We start from the raw sequence: 18,767 nt of genomic DNA, 5'->3' as shown, positions 1-18,767 counted from the left end.
CATGCGGCACATTATTTCCTTGCTTCTGGAAAACGAACCCGGCGCTCTGTCTCGTGTAGTCGGCCTGTTCTCGCAGCGCAACTACAACATCGAAAGCCTGACCGTGGCACCTACCGAGGACCCGACGTTGTCGCGTCTGACGCTGACCACGGTTGGTCACGATGAAGTCATCGAGCAGATCACCAAAAACCTGAACAAGCTGATCGAAGTGGTCAAACTGGTCGACCTGTCGGAGAGTGCTCACATCGAGCGCGAACTGATGCTGGTCAAGGTCAAGGCCACCGGCGCCCAGCGCGCCGAGATCAAACGCACTACCGATATTTATCGTGGGCAGATCGTTGACGTCAGCGCTAGCGTGTATACCGTTCAATTGACCGGTACCAGCGATAAGCTCGACAGCTTCATTCAGTCCATTGGCACCGCCTCGATTCTGGAAACCGTCCGCAGCGGCGTAACCGGCATTGCCCGCGGCGACAAAGTACTCAGCATCTAAACCAAATTAGCGAATGGCCTGAACGGCCTGGATATATAGGGGAATTTCATGAAAGTTTATTACGAAAAAGACTGCGACCTGTCGATCATCCAGGGCAAGAAAGTTGCCATCATCGGTTACGGTTCCCAGGGCCACGCTCAAGCGTGCAACCTGAAAGACTCCGGCGTTGACGTTACTGTTGGCCTGCGTAAAGGTTCGGCGACTGTTGCCAAAGCCGAAGCTCACGGCCTGAAAGTGACCGACGTTGCTTCCGCTGTTGCGGCTGCCGACCTGGTCATGATCCTGACCCCGGACGAGTTCCAGTCCGCTCTGTACAAGAACGAAATCGAGCCGAACATCAAGAAAGGCGCCACCCTGGCCTTTTCCCACGGCTTCGCGATCCACTACAACCAGGTTGTTCCGCGCGCTGACCTCGACGTGATCATGATCGCGCCAAAAGCTCCGGGCCACACCGTGCGTTCCGAGTTCGTCAAAGGCGGCGGTATTCCTGACCTGATCGCTATCTACCAGGATGCTTCCGGCAACGCCAAAAACGTTGCACTGTCCTACGCCGCTGGCGTTGGTGGCGGTCGTACCGGCATCATCGAAACCACCTTCAAGGACGAGACTGAAACCGACCTGTTCGGCGAACAAGCCGTTCTGTGCGGCGGTACCGTTGAGCTGGTTAAAGCCGGTTTCGAAACCCTGGTTGAAGCTGGCTACGCGCCGGAAATGGCCTACTTCGAATGCCTGCACGAACTGAAACTGATCGTTGACCTCATGTACGAAGGCGGTATCGCCAACATGAACTACTCGATCTCCAACAACGCTGAATACGGCGAGTACGTGACCGGTCCGGAAGTGATCAACGCCGAATCCCGTCAGGCCATGCGCAACGCCCTGAAACGTATTCAGGACGGCGAATACGCCAAGATGTTCATCAGCGAAGGCGCTACCGGCTATCCTTCGATGACCGCCAAGCGTCGTAACAACGCCGCTCACGGTATCGAAATCATCGGCGAGCAACTGCGCTCCATGATGCCGTGGATCGGTGCCAACAAGATCGTCGACAAAGCTAAAAACTAAGTCGCGCACTTGTACGAAAAACGCGGCCTAGGCCGCGTTTTTTCGTTTGGGTGGCTGGTTCTGGTATAAAGCTGCATCGTTTGCGGCCGAACCGTCGTCCCAGACACCTGTCCAAACTTTCCACCCCGTTGCAAGGTAATGTCCATGAGCGAACGTCCCGAAGAGCCAAACCAGGCTTCTGACGCCGAAAGCCTGCTGCCCATCGATGAACACATCGAGGAAGGGCATGACGCTGAAGGTCGTAAAGTCCGGCATCGTGGTATCTATCTTCTGCCGAATCTGTTCACCACTGCGAACCTGTTCGCAGGGTTTTACTCCATCATCAACTCAATGAGCGCTCAGAGCGCCTTGAGTGCCGGTGATTCGATTGGTGCGAGCAAGTATTTTGCTTTTGCCGCGATCGCGATTTTTGTCGCGATGGTGCTCGACGGCCTCGATGGTCGCGTTGCCCGTATGACCAATACCCAGAGCGCCTTCGGTGCCGAGTACGACTCGCTGTCCGACATGGTCGCCTTTGGTGTTGCGCCAGCATTGTTGGCATTCGGTTGGGCCTTGGGCGACATGGGTAAGGTCGGCTGGATGGTTGCCTTCATTTATGTCGCCGGTGCTGCGTTGCGTCTGGCGCGTTTCAATACCCAGGTCGGCACTGCAGACAAGCGCTACTTCATCGGTCTGGCCAGTCCGGCTGCTGCTGGTGTGGTTGCAGGCATTGTCTGGGCATTCAGTGATTACGGCATTCAGGGTTCGAAGATGTCCTTCCTGGTTGCTCTGATGGTCGCTGCCGCCGGCATGCTGATGGTCAGCAACATCAAGTACAACAGCTTCAAGGAGCTGGATCTGAAAGGGCGTGTACCTTTCGTGGCCATCCTCGCGGTGGTGTTGGTGTTTGCCGTGGTGTTCAGTGATCCGCCGCGCATCCTGCTGCTGGTTTTCCTCGCTTATGCTGCTTCTGGGCCGGTGCAGTACCTGTTGCGTCTTCGTCGGCACAAAAACGCCGAGTGATGTAATTTCCCTCATACTCCGCAGTCTGTTGGTGCATCTGTTCTCCAATGCTGCGGAGTTGCCATGCTGATCAAAGTCCCCCAAGCGTCTGACTGCCATGAGTCGGACGTCACGCCTGAATCCTTCTATCTATCTCGTCGCAATGTTCTCGGTGCCGCCGTTGCCGGTTTGGCCGTGAGCAGTCTGCCGCGTTGGGCGGCTGCGGAGGATGCTGCGCGTTATGCGGATGTCGAGCCAGGCAAGGCGCCGTCCTGGTTTGCCGAAAAACTGCCTGCTACCAAATGGGGAGCGGTCAACGTCAAGGATGAGGCGATCACGCCATTCAAGGACGCGACCCATTACAACAACTTCTACGAGTTCGGCACCGATAAAGGTGATCCAGCCGCCAACGCCGGCGCGCTGAAAACCGAACCTTGGAGTGTGGTGGTGGACGGGGAGGTGGGCAAGCCGGGACGGTACGCACTGGAAGACTTCATGAAGCCTTATCAGTTGGAGGAGCGCATCTACCGTCTTCGCTGCGTAGAGGCCTGGTCGATGGTCATTCCGTGGATCGGGTTTCCCATCTCGGCCTTGCTCAAGGAAGTCGAGCCGACGTCCAATGCCAAATTCATTCGCTTCGAAACCCTGGAAGATCCCAAGAGCATGCCCGGGCAACGTTCCGGTTTTGCCTTGATTGACTGGCCTTATGTGGAAGGACTGCGTCTGGATGAGGCGATGAACCCGTTGGCGATTCTTGCCGTGGGTATGTACGGGCGGGAGTTGCCGAATCAGAACGGCGCGCCTCTGCGTTTGGTGGTCCCGTGGAAGTACGGCTTCAAGAGCATCAAATCCATCGTGCGCATAAGTCTGGTGAGTGAGCAGCCGAAAACCACCTGGCAGAGCATTGCCTCGGATGAGTATGGTTTTTATGCGAACGTGAATCCTGCGGTCGACCATCCGCGTTGGACTCAGGCGCGTGAGCGGCGTTTGCCGAGCGGGCTGTTCAAGCCCAATGTGCGGGACACGCAAATGTTCAATGGCTACTCGGATGAAGTCGCCTCTCTATATACAGGGCTCGATTTGCGGAAGAACTACTGATGCGATTTCCGTTTTGGCGAATTGGCGTCTTTATAGCTGCTGCGGTCTGGCCGCTGCTTTGGTTTTATCAGGCTTGGGAGGATGTGCTGGGGCCTGATCCGGGTAAGGTGCTGGTTGACCGGTTGGGGCTGGGGACGCTTGTCCTGCTGCTCATTACGTTAAGCATGACACCTGCGCAGAAGCTTACCGGTTGGGCGGGGTGGGTTGCTGTTCGGCGGCAACTGGGGTTGTGGTGCTTCGCTTATGTGGTTTTGCATTTGAGTGGATATACGGCCTTCATCCTCGGCTTTGATTGGTCGCAGTTGGGTGTCGAGTTGCGCAAACGGCCGTACATTATTGTCGGGACGCTTGGGTTTCTGTGTTTGTTGGCCTTGGCGATGACCTCAAATCGCTATAGTCAGCGGCGCTTGGGTTCTAGCTGGAAGAAATTACATCGTCTTGCCTATGTGGTTCTCGGGCTTGGATTGCTGCATATGTTGTGGATCGTGCGCGCTGATCTTAAGGAGTGGGCGGTTTACGCCTCTATAGGTGCATTGCTATTAGTGTTGCGACTACCCCCTGTAACCCGCCGAATCCCACGATTAATAGCCAAAAAGACACCTTCTGTACGAAAAGCATAATTAAGGGTTGACGGCAGATTCTGGAAGTCTATAATTCGCCCCACTTCCGGCGCAGTCGAAACGGAAAACTCCTTGGTAAACAATGAGTTACGCAGTTTTCGACAGCGAGTTGCTTCAGGTCATCGAAGCCCAGAAGGAGTCGGTCAGGCAGGGTGGTTTAGCTTGATTGACGATTCGATCTTCTCGGTCGAAAGCGGTGTAAAAGAGGTGTTGACAGCAGCGAGTAACGCTGTAGAATTCGCCTCCCGCTAACGAGAGATCGAAAGCGCAAGTGGTTGAAGTTGCAAAGGAAACTTTGAAAACTTCGGAAAATAACCGCTTGACAGCAACAGAGGCTGCTGTAGAATGTGCGCCTCGGTTGAGACGAAAGATCTTAACCAACCGCTCTTTAACAACTGAATCAAGCAATTCGTGTGGGTGCTTGTGGAGTCAGACTGATAGTCAACAAGATTATCAGCATCACAAGTTACTCCGCGAGAAATCAAAGATGTAACCAACGATTGCTGAGCCAAGTTTAGGGTTTCTTAAAAACCCAAAGATGTTTGAACTGAAGAGTTTGATCATGGCTCAGATTGAACGCTGGCGGCAGGCCTAACACATGCAAGTCGAGCGGCAGCACGGGTACTTGTACCTGGTGGCGAGCGGCGGACGGGTGAGTAATGCCTAGGAATCTGCCTGGTAGTGGGGGATAACGCTCGGAAACGGACGCTAATACCGCATACGTCCTACGGGAGAAAGCAGGGGACCTTCGGGCCTTGCGCTATCAGATGAGCCTAGGTCGGATTAGCTAGTTGGTGAGGTAATGGCTCACCAAGGCGACGATCCGTAACTGGTCTGAGAGGATGATCAGTCACACTGGAACTGAGACACGGTCCAGACTCCTACGGGAGGCAGCAGTGGGGAATATTGGACAATGGGCGAAAGCCTGATCCAGCCATGCCGCGTGTGTGAAGAAGGTCTTCGGATTGTAAAGCACTTTAAGTTGGGAGGAAGGGCATTAACCTAATACGTTGGTGTCTTGACGTTACCGACAGAATAAGCACCGGCTAACTCTGTGCCAGCAGCCGCGGTAATACAGAGGGTGCAAGCGTTAATCGGAATTACTGGGCGTAAAGCGCGCGTAGGTGGTTTGTTAAGTTGGATGTGAAATCCCCGGGCTCAACCTGGGAACTGCATTCAAAACTGACAAGCTAGAGTATGGTAGAGGGTGGTGGAATTTCCTGTGTAGCGGTGAAATGCGTAGATATAGGAAGGAACACCAGTGGCGAAGGCGACCACCTGGACTGATACTGACACTGAGGTGCGAAAGCGTGGGGAGCAAACAGGATTAGATACCCTGGTAGTCCACGCCGTAAACGATGTCAACTAGCCGTTGGGAGCCTTGAGCTCTTAGTGGCGCAGCTAACGCATTAAGTTGACCGCCTGGGGAGTACGGCCGCAAGGTTAAAACTCAAATGAATTGACGGGGGCCCGCACAAGCGGTGGAGCATGTGGTTTAATTCGAAGCAACGCGAAGAACCTTACCAGGCCTTGACATCCAATGAATCTGCTAGAGATAGCGGAGTGCCTTCGGGAACATTGAGACAGGTGCTGCATGGCTGTCGTCAGCTCGTGTCGTGAGATGTTGGGTTAAGTCCCGTAACGAGCGCAACCCTTGTCCTTAGTTACCAGCACGTTAAGGTGGGCACTCTAAGGAGACTGCCGGTGACAAACCGGAGGAAGGTGGGGATGACGTCAAGTCATCATGGCCCTTACGGCCTGGGCTACACACGTGCTACAATGGTCGGTACAGAGGGTTGCCAAGCCGCGAGGTGGAGCTAATCCCAGAAAACCGATCGTAGTCCGGATCGCAGTCTGCAACTCGACTGCGTGAAGTCGGAATCGCTAGTAATCGCGAATCAGAATGTCGCGGTGAATACGTTCCCGGGCCTTGTACACACCGCCCGTCACACCATGGGAGTGGGTTGCACCAGAAGTAGCTAGTCTAACCTTCGGGAGGACGGTTACCACGGTGTGATTCATGACTGGGGTGAAGTCGTAACAAGGTAGCCGTAGGGGAACCTGCGGCTGGATCACCTCCTTAATCGACGACATCAGCTGCTCCATAAGTTCCCACACGAATTGCTTGATTCATTGAAGAAGACGATAAGAAGCAGCCCGAAATTGGGTCTGTAGCTCAGTTGGTTAGAGCGCACCCCTGATAAGGGTGAGGTCGGCAGTTCGAATCTGCCCAGACCCACCAATTTTGTGTGGGAACCTGTAGAAATACGGGGCCATAGCTCAGCTGGGAGAGCGCCTGCCTTGCACGCAGGAGGTCAACGGTTCGATCCCGTTTGGCTCCACCACTACTGCTTCTGTTTGTTGAAAGCTTAGAAATGAGCATTCCATCGTGATGATGGTGAATGTTGATTTCTAGTCTTTGGATTAGATCGTTCTTTAAAAATTTGGGTATGTGATAGAAAGATAGACTGAACGTTACTTTCACTGGTAACGGATCAGGCTAAGGTAAAATTTGTGAGTTGCTCTTTATGAGCAAGAATCGAATTTTCGGCGAATGTCGTCTTCACAGTATAACCAGATTGCTTGGGGTTATATGGTCAAGTGAAGAAGCGCATACGGTGGATGCCTTGGCAGTCAGAGGCGATGAAAGACGTGGTAGCCTGCGAAAAGCTTCGGGGAGTCGGCAAACAGACTTTGATCCGGAGATGTCTGAATGGGGGAACCCAGCCATCATAAGATGGTTATCTTAAGCTGAATACATAGGCTTAAGAGGCGAACCAGGGGAACTGAAACATCTAAGTACCCTGAGGAAAAGAAATCAACCGAGATTCCCTTAGTAGTGGCGAGCGAACGGGGACTAGCCCTTAAGTGGCTTTGAGATTAGCGGAACGTTCTGGAAAGTGCGGCCATAGTGGGTGATAGCCCTGTACGCGAAAATCTCTTAGTCATGAAATCGAGTAGGACGGAGCACGAGAAACTTTGTCTGAATATGGGGGGACCATCCTCCAAGGCTAAATACTACTGACTGACCGATAGTGAACTAGTACCGTGAGGGAAAGGCGAAAAGAACCCCGGAGAGGGGAGTGAAATAGATCCTGAAACCGTATGCGTACAAGCAGTGGGAGCCCACTTGTTGGGTGACTGCGTACCTTTTGTATAATGGGTCAGCGACTTATTTTCAGTGGCGAGCTTAACCGAATAGGGGAGGCGTAGCGAAAGCGAGTCTTAATAGGGCGTCTAGTCGCTGGGAATAGACCCGAAACCGGGCGATCTATCCATGGGCAGGTTGAAGGTTGGGTAACACTAACTGGAGGACCGAACCGACTACCGTTGAAAAGTTAGCGGATGACCTGTGGATCGGAGTGAAAGGCTAATCAAGCTCGGAGATAGCTGGTTCTCCTCGAAAGCTATTTAGGTAGCGCCTCATGTATCACTGTAGGGGGTAGAGCACTGTTTCGGCTAGGGGGTCATCCCGACTTACCAAACCGATGCAAACTCCGAATACCTACAAGTGCCGAGCATGGGAGACACACGGCGGGTGCTAACGTCCGTCGTGAAAAGGGAAACAACCCAGACCGTCAGCTAAGGTCCCAAAGTTATGGTTAAGTGGGAAACGATGTGGGAAGGCTTAGACAGCTAGGAGGTTGGCTTAGAAGCAGCCACCCTTTAAAGAAAGCGTAATAGCTCACTAGTCGAGTCGGCCTGCGCGGAAGATGTAACGGGGCTCAAACCATACACCGAAGCTACGGGTATCACTTAGGTGATGCGGTAGAGGAGCGTTCTGTAAGCCTGTGAAGGTGAGTTGAGAAGCTTGCTGGAGGTATCAGAAGTGCGAATGCTGACATGAGTAACGACAATGGGTGTGAAAAACACCCACGCCGAAAGACCAAGGTTTCCTGCGCAACGTTAATCGACGCAGGGTTAGTCGGTCCCTAAGGCGAGGCTGAAAAGCGTAGTCGATGGAAAACAGGTTAATATTCCTGTACTTCTGGTTATTGCGATGGAGGGACGGAGAAGGCTAGGCCAGCTTGGCGTTGGTTGTCCAAGTTTAAGGTGGTAGGCTGGAATCTTAGGTAAATCCGGGATTCTAAGGCCGAGAGCTGATGACGAGTTACCCTTTGGGTGACGAAGTGGTTGATGCCATGCTTCCAAGAAAAGCTTCTAAGCTTCAGGTAACCAGGAACCGTACCCCAAACCGACACAGGTGGTTGGGTAGAGAATACCAAGGCGCTTGAGAGAACTCGGGTGAAGGAACTAGGCAAAATGGCACCGTAACTTCGGGAGAAGGTGCGCCGGTGAGGGTGAAGCATTTACTGCGTAAGCCCATGCCGGTCGAAGATACCAGGCCGCTGCGACTGTTTATTAAAAACACAGCACTCTGCAAACACGAAAGTGGACGTATAGGGTGTGACGCCTGCCCGGTGCCGGAAGGTTAATTGATGGGGTTAGCTAACGCGAAGCTCTTGATCGAAGCCCCGGTAAACGGCGGCCGTAACTATAACGGTCCTAAGGTAGCGAAATTCCTTGTCGGGTAAGTTCCGACCTGCACGAATGGCGTAACGATGGCGGCGCTGTCTCCACCCGAGACTCAGTGAAATTGAAATCGCTGTGAAGATGCAGTGTATCCGCGGCTAGACGGAAAGACCCCGTGAACCTTTACTATAGCTTTGCACTGGACTTTGAATTTGCTTGTGTAGGATAGGTGGGAGGCTTTGAAGCGTGGACGCCAGTTCGCGTGGAGCCAACCTTGAAATACCACCCTGGCAACTTTGAGGTTCTAACTCAGGTCCGTTATCCGGATCGAGGACAGTGTATGGTGGGTAGTTTGACTGGGGCGGTCTCCTCCTAAAGAGTAACGGAGGAGTACGAAGGTGCGCTCAGACCGGTCGGAAATCGGTCGTAGAGTATAAAGGCAAAAGCGCGCTTGACTGCGAGACAGACACGTCGAGCAGGTACGAAAGTAGGTCTTAGTGATCCGGTGGTTCTGTATGGAAGGGCCATCGCTCAACGGATAAAAGGTACTCCGGGGATAACAGGCTGATACCGCCCAAGAGTTCATATCGACGGCGGTGTTTGGCACCTCGATGTCGGCTCATCACATCCTGGGGCTGAAGCCGGTCCCAAGGGTATGGCTGTTCGCCATTTAAAGTGGTACGCGAGCTGGGTTTAGAACGTCGTGAGACAGTTCGGTCCCTATCTGCCGTGGACGTTTGAGATTTGAGAGGGGCTGCTCCTAGTACGAGAGGACCGGAGTGGACGAACCTCTGGTGTTCCGGTTGTCACGCCAGTGGCATTGCCGGGTAGCTATGTTCGGAATAGATAACCGCTGAAAGCATCTAAGCGGGAAACTAGCCTCAAGATGAGATCTCACTGGGACCTTGAGTCCCCTGAAGGGCCGTCGAAGACTACGACGTTGATAGGTTGGGTGTGTAAGCGCTGTGAGGCGTTGAGCTAACCAATACTAATTGCCCGTGAGGCTTGACCATATAACACCCAAGCAATTTGCTGTCCTGAAGAGGCACCAGATTGCGGTGTGTGAAGACGAAACGAACCGAAAGTTCGAGATACTCACCAAACACCAAACTATCGCATACCCATTCGCTGGAGCGTAATCCGCAAGGAGAACGACCTGGCTACCGAATTTCTTGACGACCATAGAGCATTGGAACCACCTGATCCCATCCCGAACTCAGCAGTGAAACGATGCATCGCCGATGGTAGTGTGGGGTTTCCCCATGTGAGAGTAGGTCATCGTCAAGATTAAATTCCGAAACCCCTATCTGCGTATGCAGGTAGGGGTTTTGTTTTGCCCGCAGAAAAGTGGCTTTCAGTTAAAGCACAAATTTGCACAGTTATTTTCGATCCATGACACTAGAATAGGTCCAACTTTTTCGGAGCCAGAGCCTTTATGCCAGATCCGGTTGACGCCCCAGGGCTGTCAGAATTACCGCTGGACGACTTGGTAGCGTGTCATGAGTGCGACTTGCTGATGCGCAAGCCCGAACTTGCCCATGGCGAGAAAGCCCTCTGTCCGCGCTGTGGCTACGAGCTCTACGCCCATCGGCATAACGTCGTACAGCGCAGTCTCGCGTTGGTTCTCGCCGCTCTGTTGTTGTATATCCCGGCGAACTTTTTACCCATCATGCAGCTCCATCTACTCGGGCAGTCATCGCATGACACTGTCTGGAGCGGCGTTGTTGGCCTGTTCGATACCGGTATGCAGGGCGTAGCAGTCGTGGTGTTTCTCTGCAGTATGGGAATCCCGCTGCTCAAGTTGCTTTGCCAATTGGTTGTACTGCTGAGTATTCGTTTTGATATCGGACGCAGTTACGGCCTGTTGCTCTACCGCATTTATCACCATTTACGCGATTGGGGGATGCTCGAGGTCTACCTCATGGGCGTACTGGTGGCGATCGTCAAACTGGCAGATATGGCAGCAATTACAGTCGGGCTTGGCCTGGCGTGCTTTATCGGTTTGTTGTTGGTTCAGGTCTGGTTGGAGGTTGTGATGTCGCCCCATCAGATCTGGCAGGCTTTATCAGGAGAGGATGCCCATGCGGGCGATTGATGCAGGCATTTTGATTTGCGCCGAATGCCATGAATTGAACAAGCAGGAAGCCGACACTGACGAGCAGGTCTGCACCCGTTGCGGTGCGTTGGTTCACGCCCGTCGCCCGAACAGTGTGATGCGTACCTGGGCGTTGCTGGTTACCGCGGCGGTTCTCTACATCCCGGCCAACGTGCTGCCGATCATGACCGTCAGTTCACTGGGGCAGGGCGATCCCAGCACCATCATGTCCGGTGTGATTCAACTGGTTCAACACGGCATGATTCCAATCGCCGCCGTGGTTTTTATCGCCAGTATTCTGGTACCAACGTTCAAATTGGTGGGCATCGCACTGCTGCTGTTTTCCGTGCAGCGGCGCCAGCCACTGTCGGCTCGCCAACGTATTTGGATGTATCGCTTTATTGAGTTCATTGGCCGCTGGTCGATGCTCGATATCTTTGTAATCGCCATCCTGGTGGCGGTTGTGAATTTCGGACGGCTTGCCAGCGTCGAAGCCAATCTTGGCGCCATCGCTTTCGCCAGTGTGGTGATTCTGACGATGCTTGCCGCAGTAACTTTCGATCCCCGACTGATTTGGGATAACACGGAGTCGGACGACGACCATGACTGATTTGCCTACAGCAAAAACCCGACCGGCCTCGAACTGGTCAGCTATTTGGGTGTTGCCCCTGATTGCCCTGATCATCGGCGGCTGGCTTGGCTGGCGTGCCTATAACGAGACCGGCATCGAGATTCAGGTGCGTTTCGAAAGTGGTGAAGGCATTCAGGCCAACAAGACCGAAGTCGTCTACAAAGGTATGTCGGTGGGTAAGGTAAAGACCCTCAAACTCGATGACGAAGGCAGCTCCAAAGGCGTGATCGCCACCGTCGAGATGAATAAGGACGTGGAGCCATACCTGCGGACCAGCACCCGTTTCTGGCTGATCAAACCGAGCGTGACGCTGGCCGGCATCACTGGCCTGGAGACACTGGTCTCGGGTAACTACATCGCGATAAGCCCGGGCGAGGGTGAGCCGACGCGCAAGTTCAAAGCCCTGGCCGAAGAGCCGCCGCTGTCGGACGCCCAGCCCGGTTTGCACCTGACCATCAAGGCTGATCGCCTTGGCTCGCTGAATCGCGGCAGTCCGGTGTTCTACAAGCAGATCAAGGTTGGCCAGATCAAAAGTTACCTGCTGTCCGAAGACCAAAGCACCGTCGAACTCAAAGTTTTCATCGAACCCACCTACGCCAAACTGGTACGCAAACACACGCGTTTCTGGAACGCCAGCGGCATCAGCATCGACGCCAACCTGTCGGGTGTGAAGGTGCGCAGCGAATCCCTGGCGAGCATCGTCGCCGGCGGTATCGCGTTCGCCACGCCGGAGAACCGCAAGGACAGCCCGCCCACCGACCCGAGTCTGCCGTTTCGTCTCTACGAAGATTTCGATGCAGCCGCCGCCGGTATTCGGGTCAAGGTCAAACTCAGCGACTTCGAAGGAATGCAGGCTGGTCGCACACCGGTTATGTACAAAGGCATCCAGGTCGGCAATCTGAAAGCGCTCAAGATCGATCCAGATCTATCCAGTGCCACCGCCGAATTGACCCTCGATCCTCTGGCTGAAGATTACCTGGTCGAAGGCACCCAGTTCTGGGTGGTCAAACCGTCGATCTCGCTTGCCGGTATCACCGGTCTCGAAGCGTTGGTCAAAGGTAACTACATCGCCGTGCGTCCAGGAGACAAAGGCGCCGCACCGCAGCGCGAGTTTGTGGCGCGGCCGAAGGCACCGCCGCTCGACTTGCGTGCGCCAGGATTGCACCTGGTGCTGTTCACCGAAAACCTCGGTTCACTGGAGGTTGGCAGCCCGATTCTCTACAAACAGGTCAAGGTCGGTTCGGTCCAGAGCTATCAGTTCTCTCGCACCAAAAAGCAGTTGGTGATTGGTGTACACATCGAGAAGGAATACGAAGGTCTGGTCAACGCCTCGACACGGTTCTGGAATGCCAGCGGCATTACGCTGACGGGTGGATTGACGGGTGGAATCCAGGTCAAAAGTGAGTCGCTGCAAAGTCTGATGGCCGGCGGTATTGCCTTCGAAACCCCGGAAGCCAAGGCACCGTTGCAGAAGCGGATTCCGCGTTTCCGTTTGTTCGCCAGTCATGATGACGCGACGCAAAAAGGCGCCGTGGTAACGATCAGAGTTGATCGCGCCGATGGTTTGCGCAGCGGCACGCCGATTCGCTTCAAAGGCCTGGATGTCGGCAAGATTGAAGACGTCGATCTGAGTGATGACCTGCAATCGGTGCTGCTGACTGCACGAATCACCGAAGTGCCGGAGCGTATCGCTCGGGTCGGCAGTCAGTTCTGGGTGGTCAAACCTGAACTGGGCCTGATCAAGACGTCCAACCTCGAAACGCTGGTCACTGGTCAATACATCGAAGTGCAACCGGCCGCGAAAAACCTCGGCCCGCAGAAGAACTTCGTGGCCCTGGCCAATCCACCGGAAACCGCTAAACAGGAAGCCGGTTTGAGTCTGGTGTTGAGCGCTGCCCGCCGTGGTTCGCTGAAAACCGGTGTGCCAGTCACTTATCGCGAAATCACCGTGGGCAAGGTGACAGGCTATGAACTCGGCCAGACGGCGGATCGTGTGTTGGTGCACATCCTGATCGAGCCGAAGTACGCGCCGTTGGTGCGCAGCGGCACGCGGTTCTGGAACTCCAGTGGTTTTGGCTTTGATTACGGCTTGTTCAAAGGAGCGACGATGCGTACCGAATCGCTGGAGACGCTGATTCAGGGCGGCATCGCTTTCGCCACGCCGGACGGCGAGCGCATGGGCAGTCCGGCGCTAGCTGAGCAAACGTTCCCGCTGTTCGATAAGTTCGAAGACGAATGGCTGACCTGGGCACCGAAGATTTCAATCGGCAAGTAAACCCAAAACAGCAGGCATGAAAAAGGCCGCGATCCATTGGATCGCGGCCTTTTTTATGGCTGTCAATTAACGCAAATCAGACAGCATCCAGCTCCGGTTCATCCGCCTCAACGGTAACGGCAGCCTTCACTTCATCGTGACGACGGATGTACTTCCAGTCCGCCTCGTCGATGTAGATCCCGTTCGGGCCGCTGCCGCCTTCCAAGTCGATGGCGACACTGGCGCAGACCTGCGGCTTCACACTCGCCAGGATCGGTACGAAGCCCAGTTGCAGGCTGGTTTCCAACAGCGCTGCCTGGTTCTTCTCGTCGATGTCCGCTGCCTCGTCGAGGTAATACGGCAGGCGCACGCGACCGGCCTGGTCACGGTCCATCAAGTGCAGCAACAAGTACATGTTGGTCAGCGCCTTGATGGTCATAGTCGTACCGTTGGAAGCGGCACCATCGATATCAGTGTGGATAACCGGCTGACCGTTGACCTTGGTGATCTCGAACGCCAACTCGAACAAATCCTTGAGGCCGAGCTGGTTGTGGTTCGCTGCTACCAGGCGCGCCAGGTATTCCTTGGCTTCTTCGTTCTTGTTGTCCTGATCAGCGCTTTGGCTCAGGTCGAACACGGAGAGGGTTTCGCCTTCCTCGTACTGGCCGGCGCTGTGGATGATCTGGTCGATGTGTTTAAGCGCTTCCTTGTTCGGCGCGAGCACGATGCGGAAGCTTTGCAGGTTGGAGACCTGACGCTTGTTGATCTCGCGGTTGAACAACGCCAGTTGATGCTCAAGGCTGTCGTAGTCGCTGCGAATGTTGCGCAGGGTCCGGGCGATGTCGGTAACGGCCGCACGACGTGCCTTGCCGAGGGTCAGCGCTTCGTCGGTGCGGTGCGCGTAAGCGTTGATCAACAGTTGCAGGCGACGCTCCATATCGTCTTCGCTGTCGAACTTGGCGACGCCCTTGAGGCGGACCTGCGCGTACAGCGCCTCGATCTGACCATCGCTGCGCTGCAAACCTTGCCAACTGTCCTGATAGTCATTGAGCAGCGGCAACAGGTTGTCCATGGAATCGTCGATCGGGTCCATGAACGGCGTGCCGAATGGCAGATCTGCGGGTAACAGCTGACGGCGGCGCAGGGCGTCGTCGAGGGTGCGTTGCTTGGCTTCCATGTCGCCGATCTGCCGGCCGACCAGTTGCAGTTTGGCCGACAGTTGCTGGACGCGTTCGGTGAAGGCGTCGCTGGAACGCTTCAACTCGTCCTGCGCCGCTTCCATCTGCGCCAGCTGTTCCAGCTTGTCGCCTTCCTCGGCGCTCAGGGTTTGCGCGCGGCGGAAATCTTCCAGCGCTTTCTGCGCATCCAGCACTTGCTGGTACAGCGCTTCGGTCTGGGTCTTGCTCGCGGCGCGGTCGGCGGCCACGGCTTGCTGGGTTTTCAGTTGTTTGAGTTCTTTGTCCAGACGCTCTTTCTGATCGCGCAATGCTGCGCGGTCAGCCAAGGCTTGCAGGGCCGGCGGTTCGATGTGCGAGATGTCGATGGACAGGCCCGGCACTTCGAAACGTTCGCCTTTGAAACCGTCGAGAATCAGTTCCATGGATTTGACCCACTGACCGTCCTCGTCCAGCGTAATACCGTGCTCACCCAGCGGCAGGCTGAACAGCGCGCTGTTGAACAGGCGCATCAGACGCTCGACGTCCTGTTGCGAGAACTCCTCGCGCAGACGGGCGTAGCTGTTGTTGTCGGCGTGATCGAGTTGCTGCTTGACCGACTTCAGGCGTTTTTCCAGATCCCGCAGACGCTCTTCCAGATCTTCGGCGCTGAACTGCCGCGACTGCGCCAGCGCACCGGCCAGTTCATCGTGCGCGTCCTTGGCGGCGAGCAGTTGCTGCTCAAGCACTTTGACGTCATCGACCAGCGCGAAGCGATGCTTGAGCACCGACAGCTCGCCGAGCCAGCGCTGGATGCCGGTGATTTCCCGCTCCAGGCGCATCAGCTCCTGAGTGCCGCCGCGCTGATCGTTTTGCAGCGCGTCCTGTTCGTTGCGGTAGTGCTCGGCCTGAATCGTCAGCTCTTCCTTGCGCGCACTGGCGTAGTCCGACCAAGTGCCGAGCAGGGAATCGAGCAGCGGCGAGATGCGGTGCAGTTTGCCGCGCAGGATATTGCGCTGGGTCACGCCTGCCGCAAGGGCTTCGACCAATGGGCCGGCAGTGACCAACGAGTTGTAGTCCTGCTCCATGCGTCGTACATCGCGGAACGCTTCTTCGCACGCGGCGATGTAGTCGACGCTGCCGGAACGCAGGCTGTGTTCGAACGCATCGAGGAACAATTGCTTGAGCTTGGCCGCGGTGATTTCGCGCATGTGCAGCAGGTTGATGAACAGTGCGCGGAAGGTCTTCAGGCTCTGCTCGCTGGTGGAGCGCAGCGGGATCAGCGTCAGGTCCAGCGGGATCGAGGTGTGACCGCCGACCAGCAAACGACGCAGCTCATCCGGTTTGAGTTCGTAGGCTTTCAGGCCTTCGCGCTCAAGGTTGGTGAACAATTCTTTCTGGCGCAGGCAGGTGTCGTTTTTCTGGTAATGGGCCAGATCCAGTTTGCCGGCGTAGGCAAAGAACTGGTGACCGAAACCACCGCCCGGGCCGCGACCGACCACGCCAATCACATGAGGGCCGTGGGGCAGGGACACTTCGACCAGGATGTAGCTGGTGTCCGACGCGAAGTAGAAGCGCCGGGATTGTTCCAGGCTGTACTTGCCGAAACTCATGTCCGACATGCGCGCCAGAATCGGGAACTGCAAGGCGTTGATCGAGGCGGATTTGCCGAGGTTGTTCGCGCCGTATACCGACAACGGTTCTTCCAGCGGGAACAGGCCGAGGCTGTAACCGGCGGTGTTCAAAAGGGCAAAGCGGCGAATGCCGTAGCGTTCCTTGCTCATGCGTCGGTTTCCTGTTCTTCGGCAATGGCGCGGGCCATGGCGTCTTCTTCGCTTTCTTCAGCGAAGTCGCTCAGATCGAGCGGGTCATCGGTTTCCAATAGTTTTTCGTCGCTGTCGTCATCGATCAGCACTGGCACCGGCAATGGCAACACACTGTGCAGACTGGCCGCCAGGTCGCGATCCTGCTGGACCGACAGGCAGACATCGAGGAAGCGGTGCATCGGTGGCAGAAAACGGTAGATGCCATTTTCTTCGCCGGCAAAACCGAGCTGAGTCATGCGGCGCATGATTTTTTCTTCGAGCTCTTCGACGGTCTGCACTTCGGCCTGGATGAACAAGTCGCGGTACTTTTCCAGCAACGATGGCAACTCGTCGCGGCCGAGGCTGCCGCCGTCGAGCACGGCGACCGGGTCACGGCCCTGATCGGCCAGATGCTCGACGAGAATGAAGGTGAACAGCGCCAGACGTTGCGCGGTCTTGTTCACCGCCGCAGCAGCGAGGTCCGGCACGAAGTAGTAGAAACCCCGGGTGTCGCAGACCAGTTCAAAGCCCAGCGCCTTGAACAGCGTGCGGTACTGGTCCTGGAAGTTCGACAGTTGCGCGTACAGCTCAGGGTCGCGGCGGCTGACGTGGTAGCCCTTGAACAGCTCGCGAAAAATCGGCGCCAGCTGGGACAGTTCGTTTAGATCAAGATGCATGTGGGGTGCTCGCAGAATCCTCGGCGGCGGTGTCGCGGGCCGAGAGCAGGGCGAAAGAGCGCAGGCTGACCTGGTGCTCGTGAGTGTGGTAATCGCGGCGTTCCAGACGCTCGCGTGTGAAGCGCTTTTCCCGCGACAGGCGCGAGAACCAATAAAGCAATTCGTCGGTGGCGCCGTCCGGTTCCTGCTCCAGCAGCCAGGTCATCAGGTCCGGCATCGGCAGGGCGTCTTCGCAGCGTTCGAGCATTTCCCGAACCGTGCGTGGCGCGCGCGGCGCTTCGCCTTTCTGCGTCTTGTGGGCCCTGGGGAAGCGTGCCGGTTTCGGCTCGAAACGCGCCAGGGCATAAACGTAGGCTTCGACCTGACTGGCACTGCCGAGGAAGGTGCTTTGCGGCCGAGTGAACATCGGCATCGCCGCTTGTGGCACCGCATCGATGCCTTTACGACGGATGGCCGATAAGGCCAGCGCTGCGCCACGGGTCACGGCGTTGTGCCGACGGGCTTCTTCACGTAGCGGCAGCAACAGCTCGCGGGCGTGACGCAGCGTCAGCTGGGCGCTGGTCTGCATTTCGAGGATGCGCGCGTGGGTGCGCAGCAGCATGTCGTCATCGACCAGATGGCCAAGGCGCTGCTGCTCGGTGAGCATCTTCAGCAGCACGTTCTCGACTTTGCGCACGCCTTGTTCGAAGGCGCCGTCGGCGTTCACCAGCTGAATCATCGGTTCGACGTATTCGTCCCAGGTCGCCAGTACTTCAGCGTAACGCTGGCGCAGGGGAATCTGCCGGTCGCTGGTCTTGGCCCGCTCGGCGACGGCCACCAGGGCCTGTTCGTCGTTGGCGAGTTTTTTCAATACGTCCCGTACGCGCATGTCGAGCAGGCGCAACTGGCGCGCCAGGTCGTGGCCGTCGCGGATGTCGAAGGCGTCCTGGATATAACCGGCCAGGCGCTCGAGATGGCGCAGATAGGCTTCGATCTCCAGGCACAGGCCCAGACGGTGCTCACGGCGCAGGTAAGCGAGAAAGTCGTGGATCTGCGCATTGAGCTCGAAACGGTTCGGGCTTTTCGCCACGGGAACCAGAATGTCGAGGCGGATCCACACATCCAGCAGGCTGGTGATGTCCTGCGGCGTACTGTCCAGTTGCTGGGCGGCCAACTGTGAACGCAATTCGTTGAGGCTCAAGGTGCCTTGGTCGAAGTGCTCGCACAGTGGCTCCAGAAGTGCCCAGTGTTCAGCGAGGGCGCGCAAGACGCGCTTGGGTTCGATCATCGGAATGGCCGGCTGGTTGGCGATTAAAAGTCGCGATTGTACTGCATCACGCCCGTTGCGATTCACTCTCGGGACGGACAGTTGGCTTTCTATCGATCAAGCGTGGGCGATCTTGAGCGAAGGGCGGTAGAATCACCGCACTTTAGTTATCCAC

The 18,767-nt window shown here is 56.0% G+C and carries 11 protein-coding genes, 2 tRNA genes and 3 rRNA genes; 13 read left to right on the top strand and 3 right to left on the bottom strand.

All coding sequences use genetic code 11. The features are described from left to right. Window position 1 precedes the first annotated feature (1 nt). The 13 genes from ilvN (at window position 2) to ACYZTZ_RS23350 (ending at window position 13,731) form a co-directional block, all read left to right on the top strand. The gene (ilvN, locus tag ACYZTZ_RS23410) at window positions 2-493 is read left to right on the top strand and encodes an acetolactate synthase small subunit (RefSeq protein ID WP_003176102.1); all 492 of its coding nucleotides are present in this window, start codon (window positions 2-4) and stop codon (window positions 491-493) included. A gap of 48 nt (window positions 494-541) precedes the next feature. Further along, entirely contained in the window at window positions 542-1,558 is a 1,017-nt protein-coding gene (ilvC, locus tag ACYZTZ_RS23405) for a ketol-acid reductoisomerase (protein ID WP_007948647.1), read from the top strand. Window positions 1,559-1,702: 144 nt separating this feature from the next. Continuing rightward, complete coding sequence (gene pssA / locus ACYZTZ_RS23400; protein ID WP_056746100.1) at window positions 1,703-2,560, top strand: CDP-diacylglycerol--serine O-phosphatidyltransferase; 858 nt, start codon at window positions 1,703-1,705, stop codon at window positions 2,558-2,560. 63 nt (window positions 2,561-2,623) lie between these two features. Continuing rightward, window positions 2,624-3,637, top strand: a complete 1,014-nt coding sequence (msrP, locus tag ACYZTZ_RS23395; protein ID WP_461999840.1) for a protein-methionine-sulfoxide reductase catalytic subunit MsrP — start codon at window positions 2,624-2,626, stop codon at window positions 3,635-3,637. Continuing rightward, window positions 3,637-4,257 (top strand): protein-methionine-sulfoxide reductase heme-binding subunit MsrQ, encoded by a 621-nt coding sequence (gene msrQ, locus ACYZTZ_RS23390; protein ID WP_461999839.1) that lies wholly within the window; start codon window positions 3,637-3,639, stop codon window positions 4,255-4,257. Before msrP ends, msrQ begins: the two co-directional genes overlap by 1 nt. Before the next feature lie 544 nt (window positions 4,258-4,801). Further along, a 16S ribosomal RNA gene (locus ACYZTZ_RS23385) occupies window positions 4,802-6,340 on the top strand. 82 nt (window positions 6,341-6,422) lie between these two features. Then, window positions 6,423-6,499, top strand: a tRNA-Ile gene (locus ACYZTZ_RS23380). A 27-nt stretch (window positions 6,500-6,526) separates the two neighbouring features. Beyond that, window positions 6,527-6,602, top strand: a tRNA-Ala gene (locus tag ACYZTZ_RS23375). A 250-nt stretch (window positions 6,603-6,852) separates the two neighbouring features. After that, window positions 6,853-9,743, top strand: a 23S ribosomal RNA gene (locus ACYZTZ_RS23370). Between the two features lie 158 nt (window positions 9,744-9,901). Further along, window positions 9,902-10,017: ribosomal RNA gene (rrf, locus tag ACYZTZ_RS23365) — 5S ribosomal RNA — on the top strand. The 16S, 23S and 5S rRNA genes sit together here with 2 tRNA genes alongside, the layout of an rRNA operon. A gap of 148 nt (window positions 10,018-10,165) precedes the next feature. After that, complete coding sequence (locus ACYZTZ_RS23360; protein ID WP_095130325.1) at window positions 10,166-10,825, top strand: paraquat-inducible protein A; 660 nt, start codon at window positions 10,166-10,168, stop codon at window positions 10,823-10,825. Continuing rightward, on the top strand, window positions 10,812-11,435 hold the full coding sequence (locus ACYZTZ_RS23355) for a paraquat-inducible protein A (protein ID WP_008145542.1): 624 nt from the start codon (window positions 10,812-10,814) through the stop codon (window positions 11,433-11,435). Before ACYZTZ_RS23360 ends, ACYZTZ_RS23355 begins: the two co-directional genes overlap by 14 nt. Beyond that, the gene (locus ACYZTZ_RS23350; RefSeq protein ID WP_461999838.1) at window positions 11,428-13,731 is read left to right on the top strand and encodes a PqiB family protein; all 2,304 of its coding nucleotides are present in this window, start codon (window positions 11,428-11,430) and stop codon (window positions 13,729-13,731) included. The genes ACYZTZ_RS23355 and ACYZTZ_RS23350 overlap by 8 nt, the downstream gene beginning before the upstream one ends. A 76-nt stretch (window positions 13,732-13,807) precedes the next feature. Here ACYZTZ_RS23350 and mksF read toward each other — a convergent pair whose 3' ends face one another. Genes mksF through mksB form a run of 3 tightly spaced genes read right to left on the bottom strand, consistent with a single transcriptional unit; the run spans window position 13,808 to window position 18,613 of the window. Further along, a complete protein-coding gene (mksF, locus tag ACYZTZ_RS23345) occupies window positions 13,808-16,648 on the bottom strand; it encodes an Mks condensin complex protein MksF (RefSeq protein WP_129441217.1) in 2,841 nt (946 codons plus the stop codon). Then, window positions 16,645-17,346 (bottom strand): Mks condensin complex protein MksE, encoded by a 702-nt coding sequence (mksE, locus tag ACYZTZ_RS23340; RefSeq protein WP_008145537.1) that lies wholly within the window; start codon window positions 17,344-17,346, stop codon window positions 16,645-16,647. Before mksE ends, mksF begins: the two co-directional genes overlap by 4 nt. Beyond that, a complete protein-coding gene (gene mksB, locus ACYZTZ_RS23335; RefSeq protein ID WP_461999837.1) occupies window positions 17,336-18,613 on the bottom strand; it encodes an Mks condensin complex protein MksB in 1,278 nt (425 codons plus the stop codon). The genes mksE and mksB overlap by 11 nt, the downstream gene beginning before the upstream one ends. Window positions 18,614-18,767 lie beyond the last annotated feature (154 nt).

This window comes from Pseudomonas sp. LB3P58 (genome assembly GCF_054897895.1).
The sequence above is the reverse complement of the archived record's forward strand: the minus strand, read 5'-3'. Positions and strand labels throughout refer to the sequence as shown.

Coding starts and splice junctions, on each gene's coding strand:
- ACYZTZ_RS23355 (WP_008145542.1), top strand. CDS start 10,812: ATGCGGGCGATTGATGCAGGCATTTTGATTTGCGCCGAATGCCATGAA.
- ilvN (WP_003176102.1), top strand. CDS start 2: ATGCGGCACATTATTTCCTTGCTTCTGGAAAACGAACCCGGCGCTCTG.
- mksB (WP_461999837.1), bottom strand. CDS start 18,613: ATGATCGAACCCAAGCGCGTCTTGCGCGCCCTCGCTGAACACTGGGCA.
- ACYZTZ_RS23350 (WP_461999838.1), top strand. CDS start 11,428: ATGACTGATTTGCCTACAGCAAAAACCCGACCGGCCTCGAACTGGTCA.
- mksE (WP_008145537.1), bottom strand. CDS start 17,346: ATGCATCTTGATCTAAACGAACTGTCCCAGCTGGCGCCGATTTTTCGC.
- pssA (WP_056746100.1), top strand. CDS start 1,703: ATGAGCGAACGTCCCGAAGAGCCAAACCAGGCTTCTGACGCCGAAAGC.
- mksF (WP_129441217.1), bottom strand. CDS start 16,648: ATGAGCAAGGAACGCTACGGCATTCGCCGCTTTGCCCTTTTGAACACC.
- ACYZTZ_RS23360 (WP_095130325.1), top strand. CDS start 10,166: ATGCCAGATCCGGTTGACGCCCCAGGGCTGTCAGAATTACCGCTGGAC.
- msrQ (WP_461999839.1), top strand. CDS start 3,637: ATGCGATTTCCGTTTTGGCGAATTGGCGTCTTTATAGCTGCTGCGGTC.
- msrP (WP_461999840.1), top strand. CDS start 2,624: ATGCTGATCAAAGTCCCCCAAGCGTCTGACTGCCATGAGTCGGACGTC.
- ilvC (WP_007948647.1), top strand. CDS start 542: ATGAAAGTTTATTACGAAAAAGACTGCGACCTGTCGATCATCCAGGGC.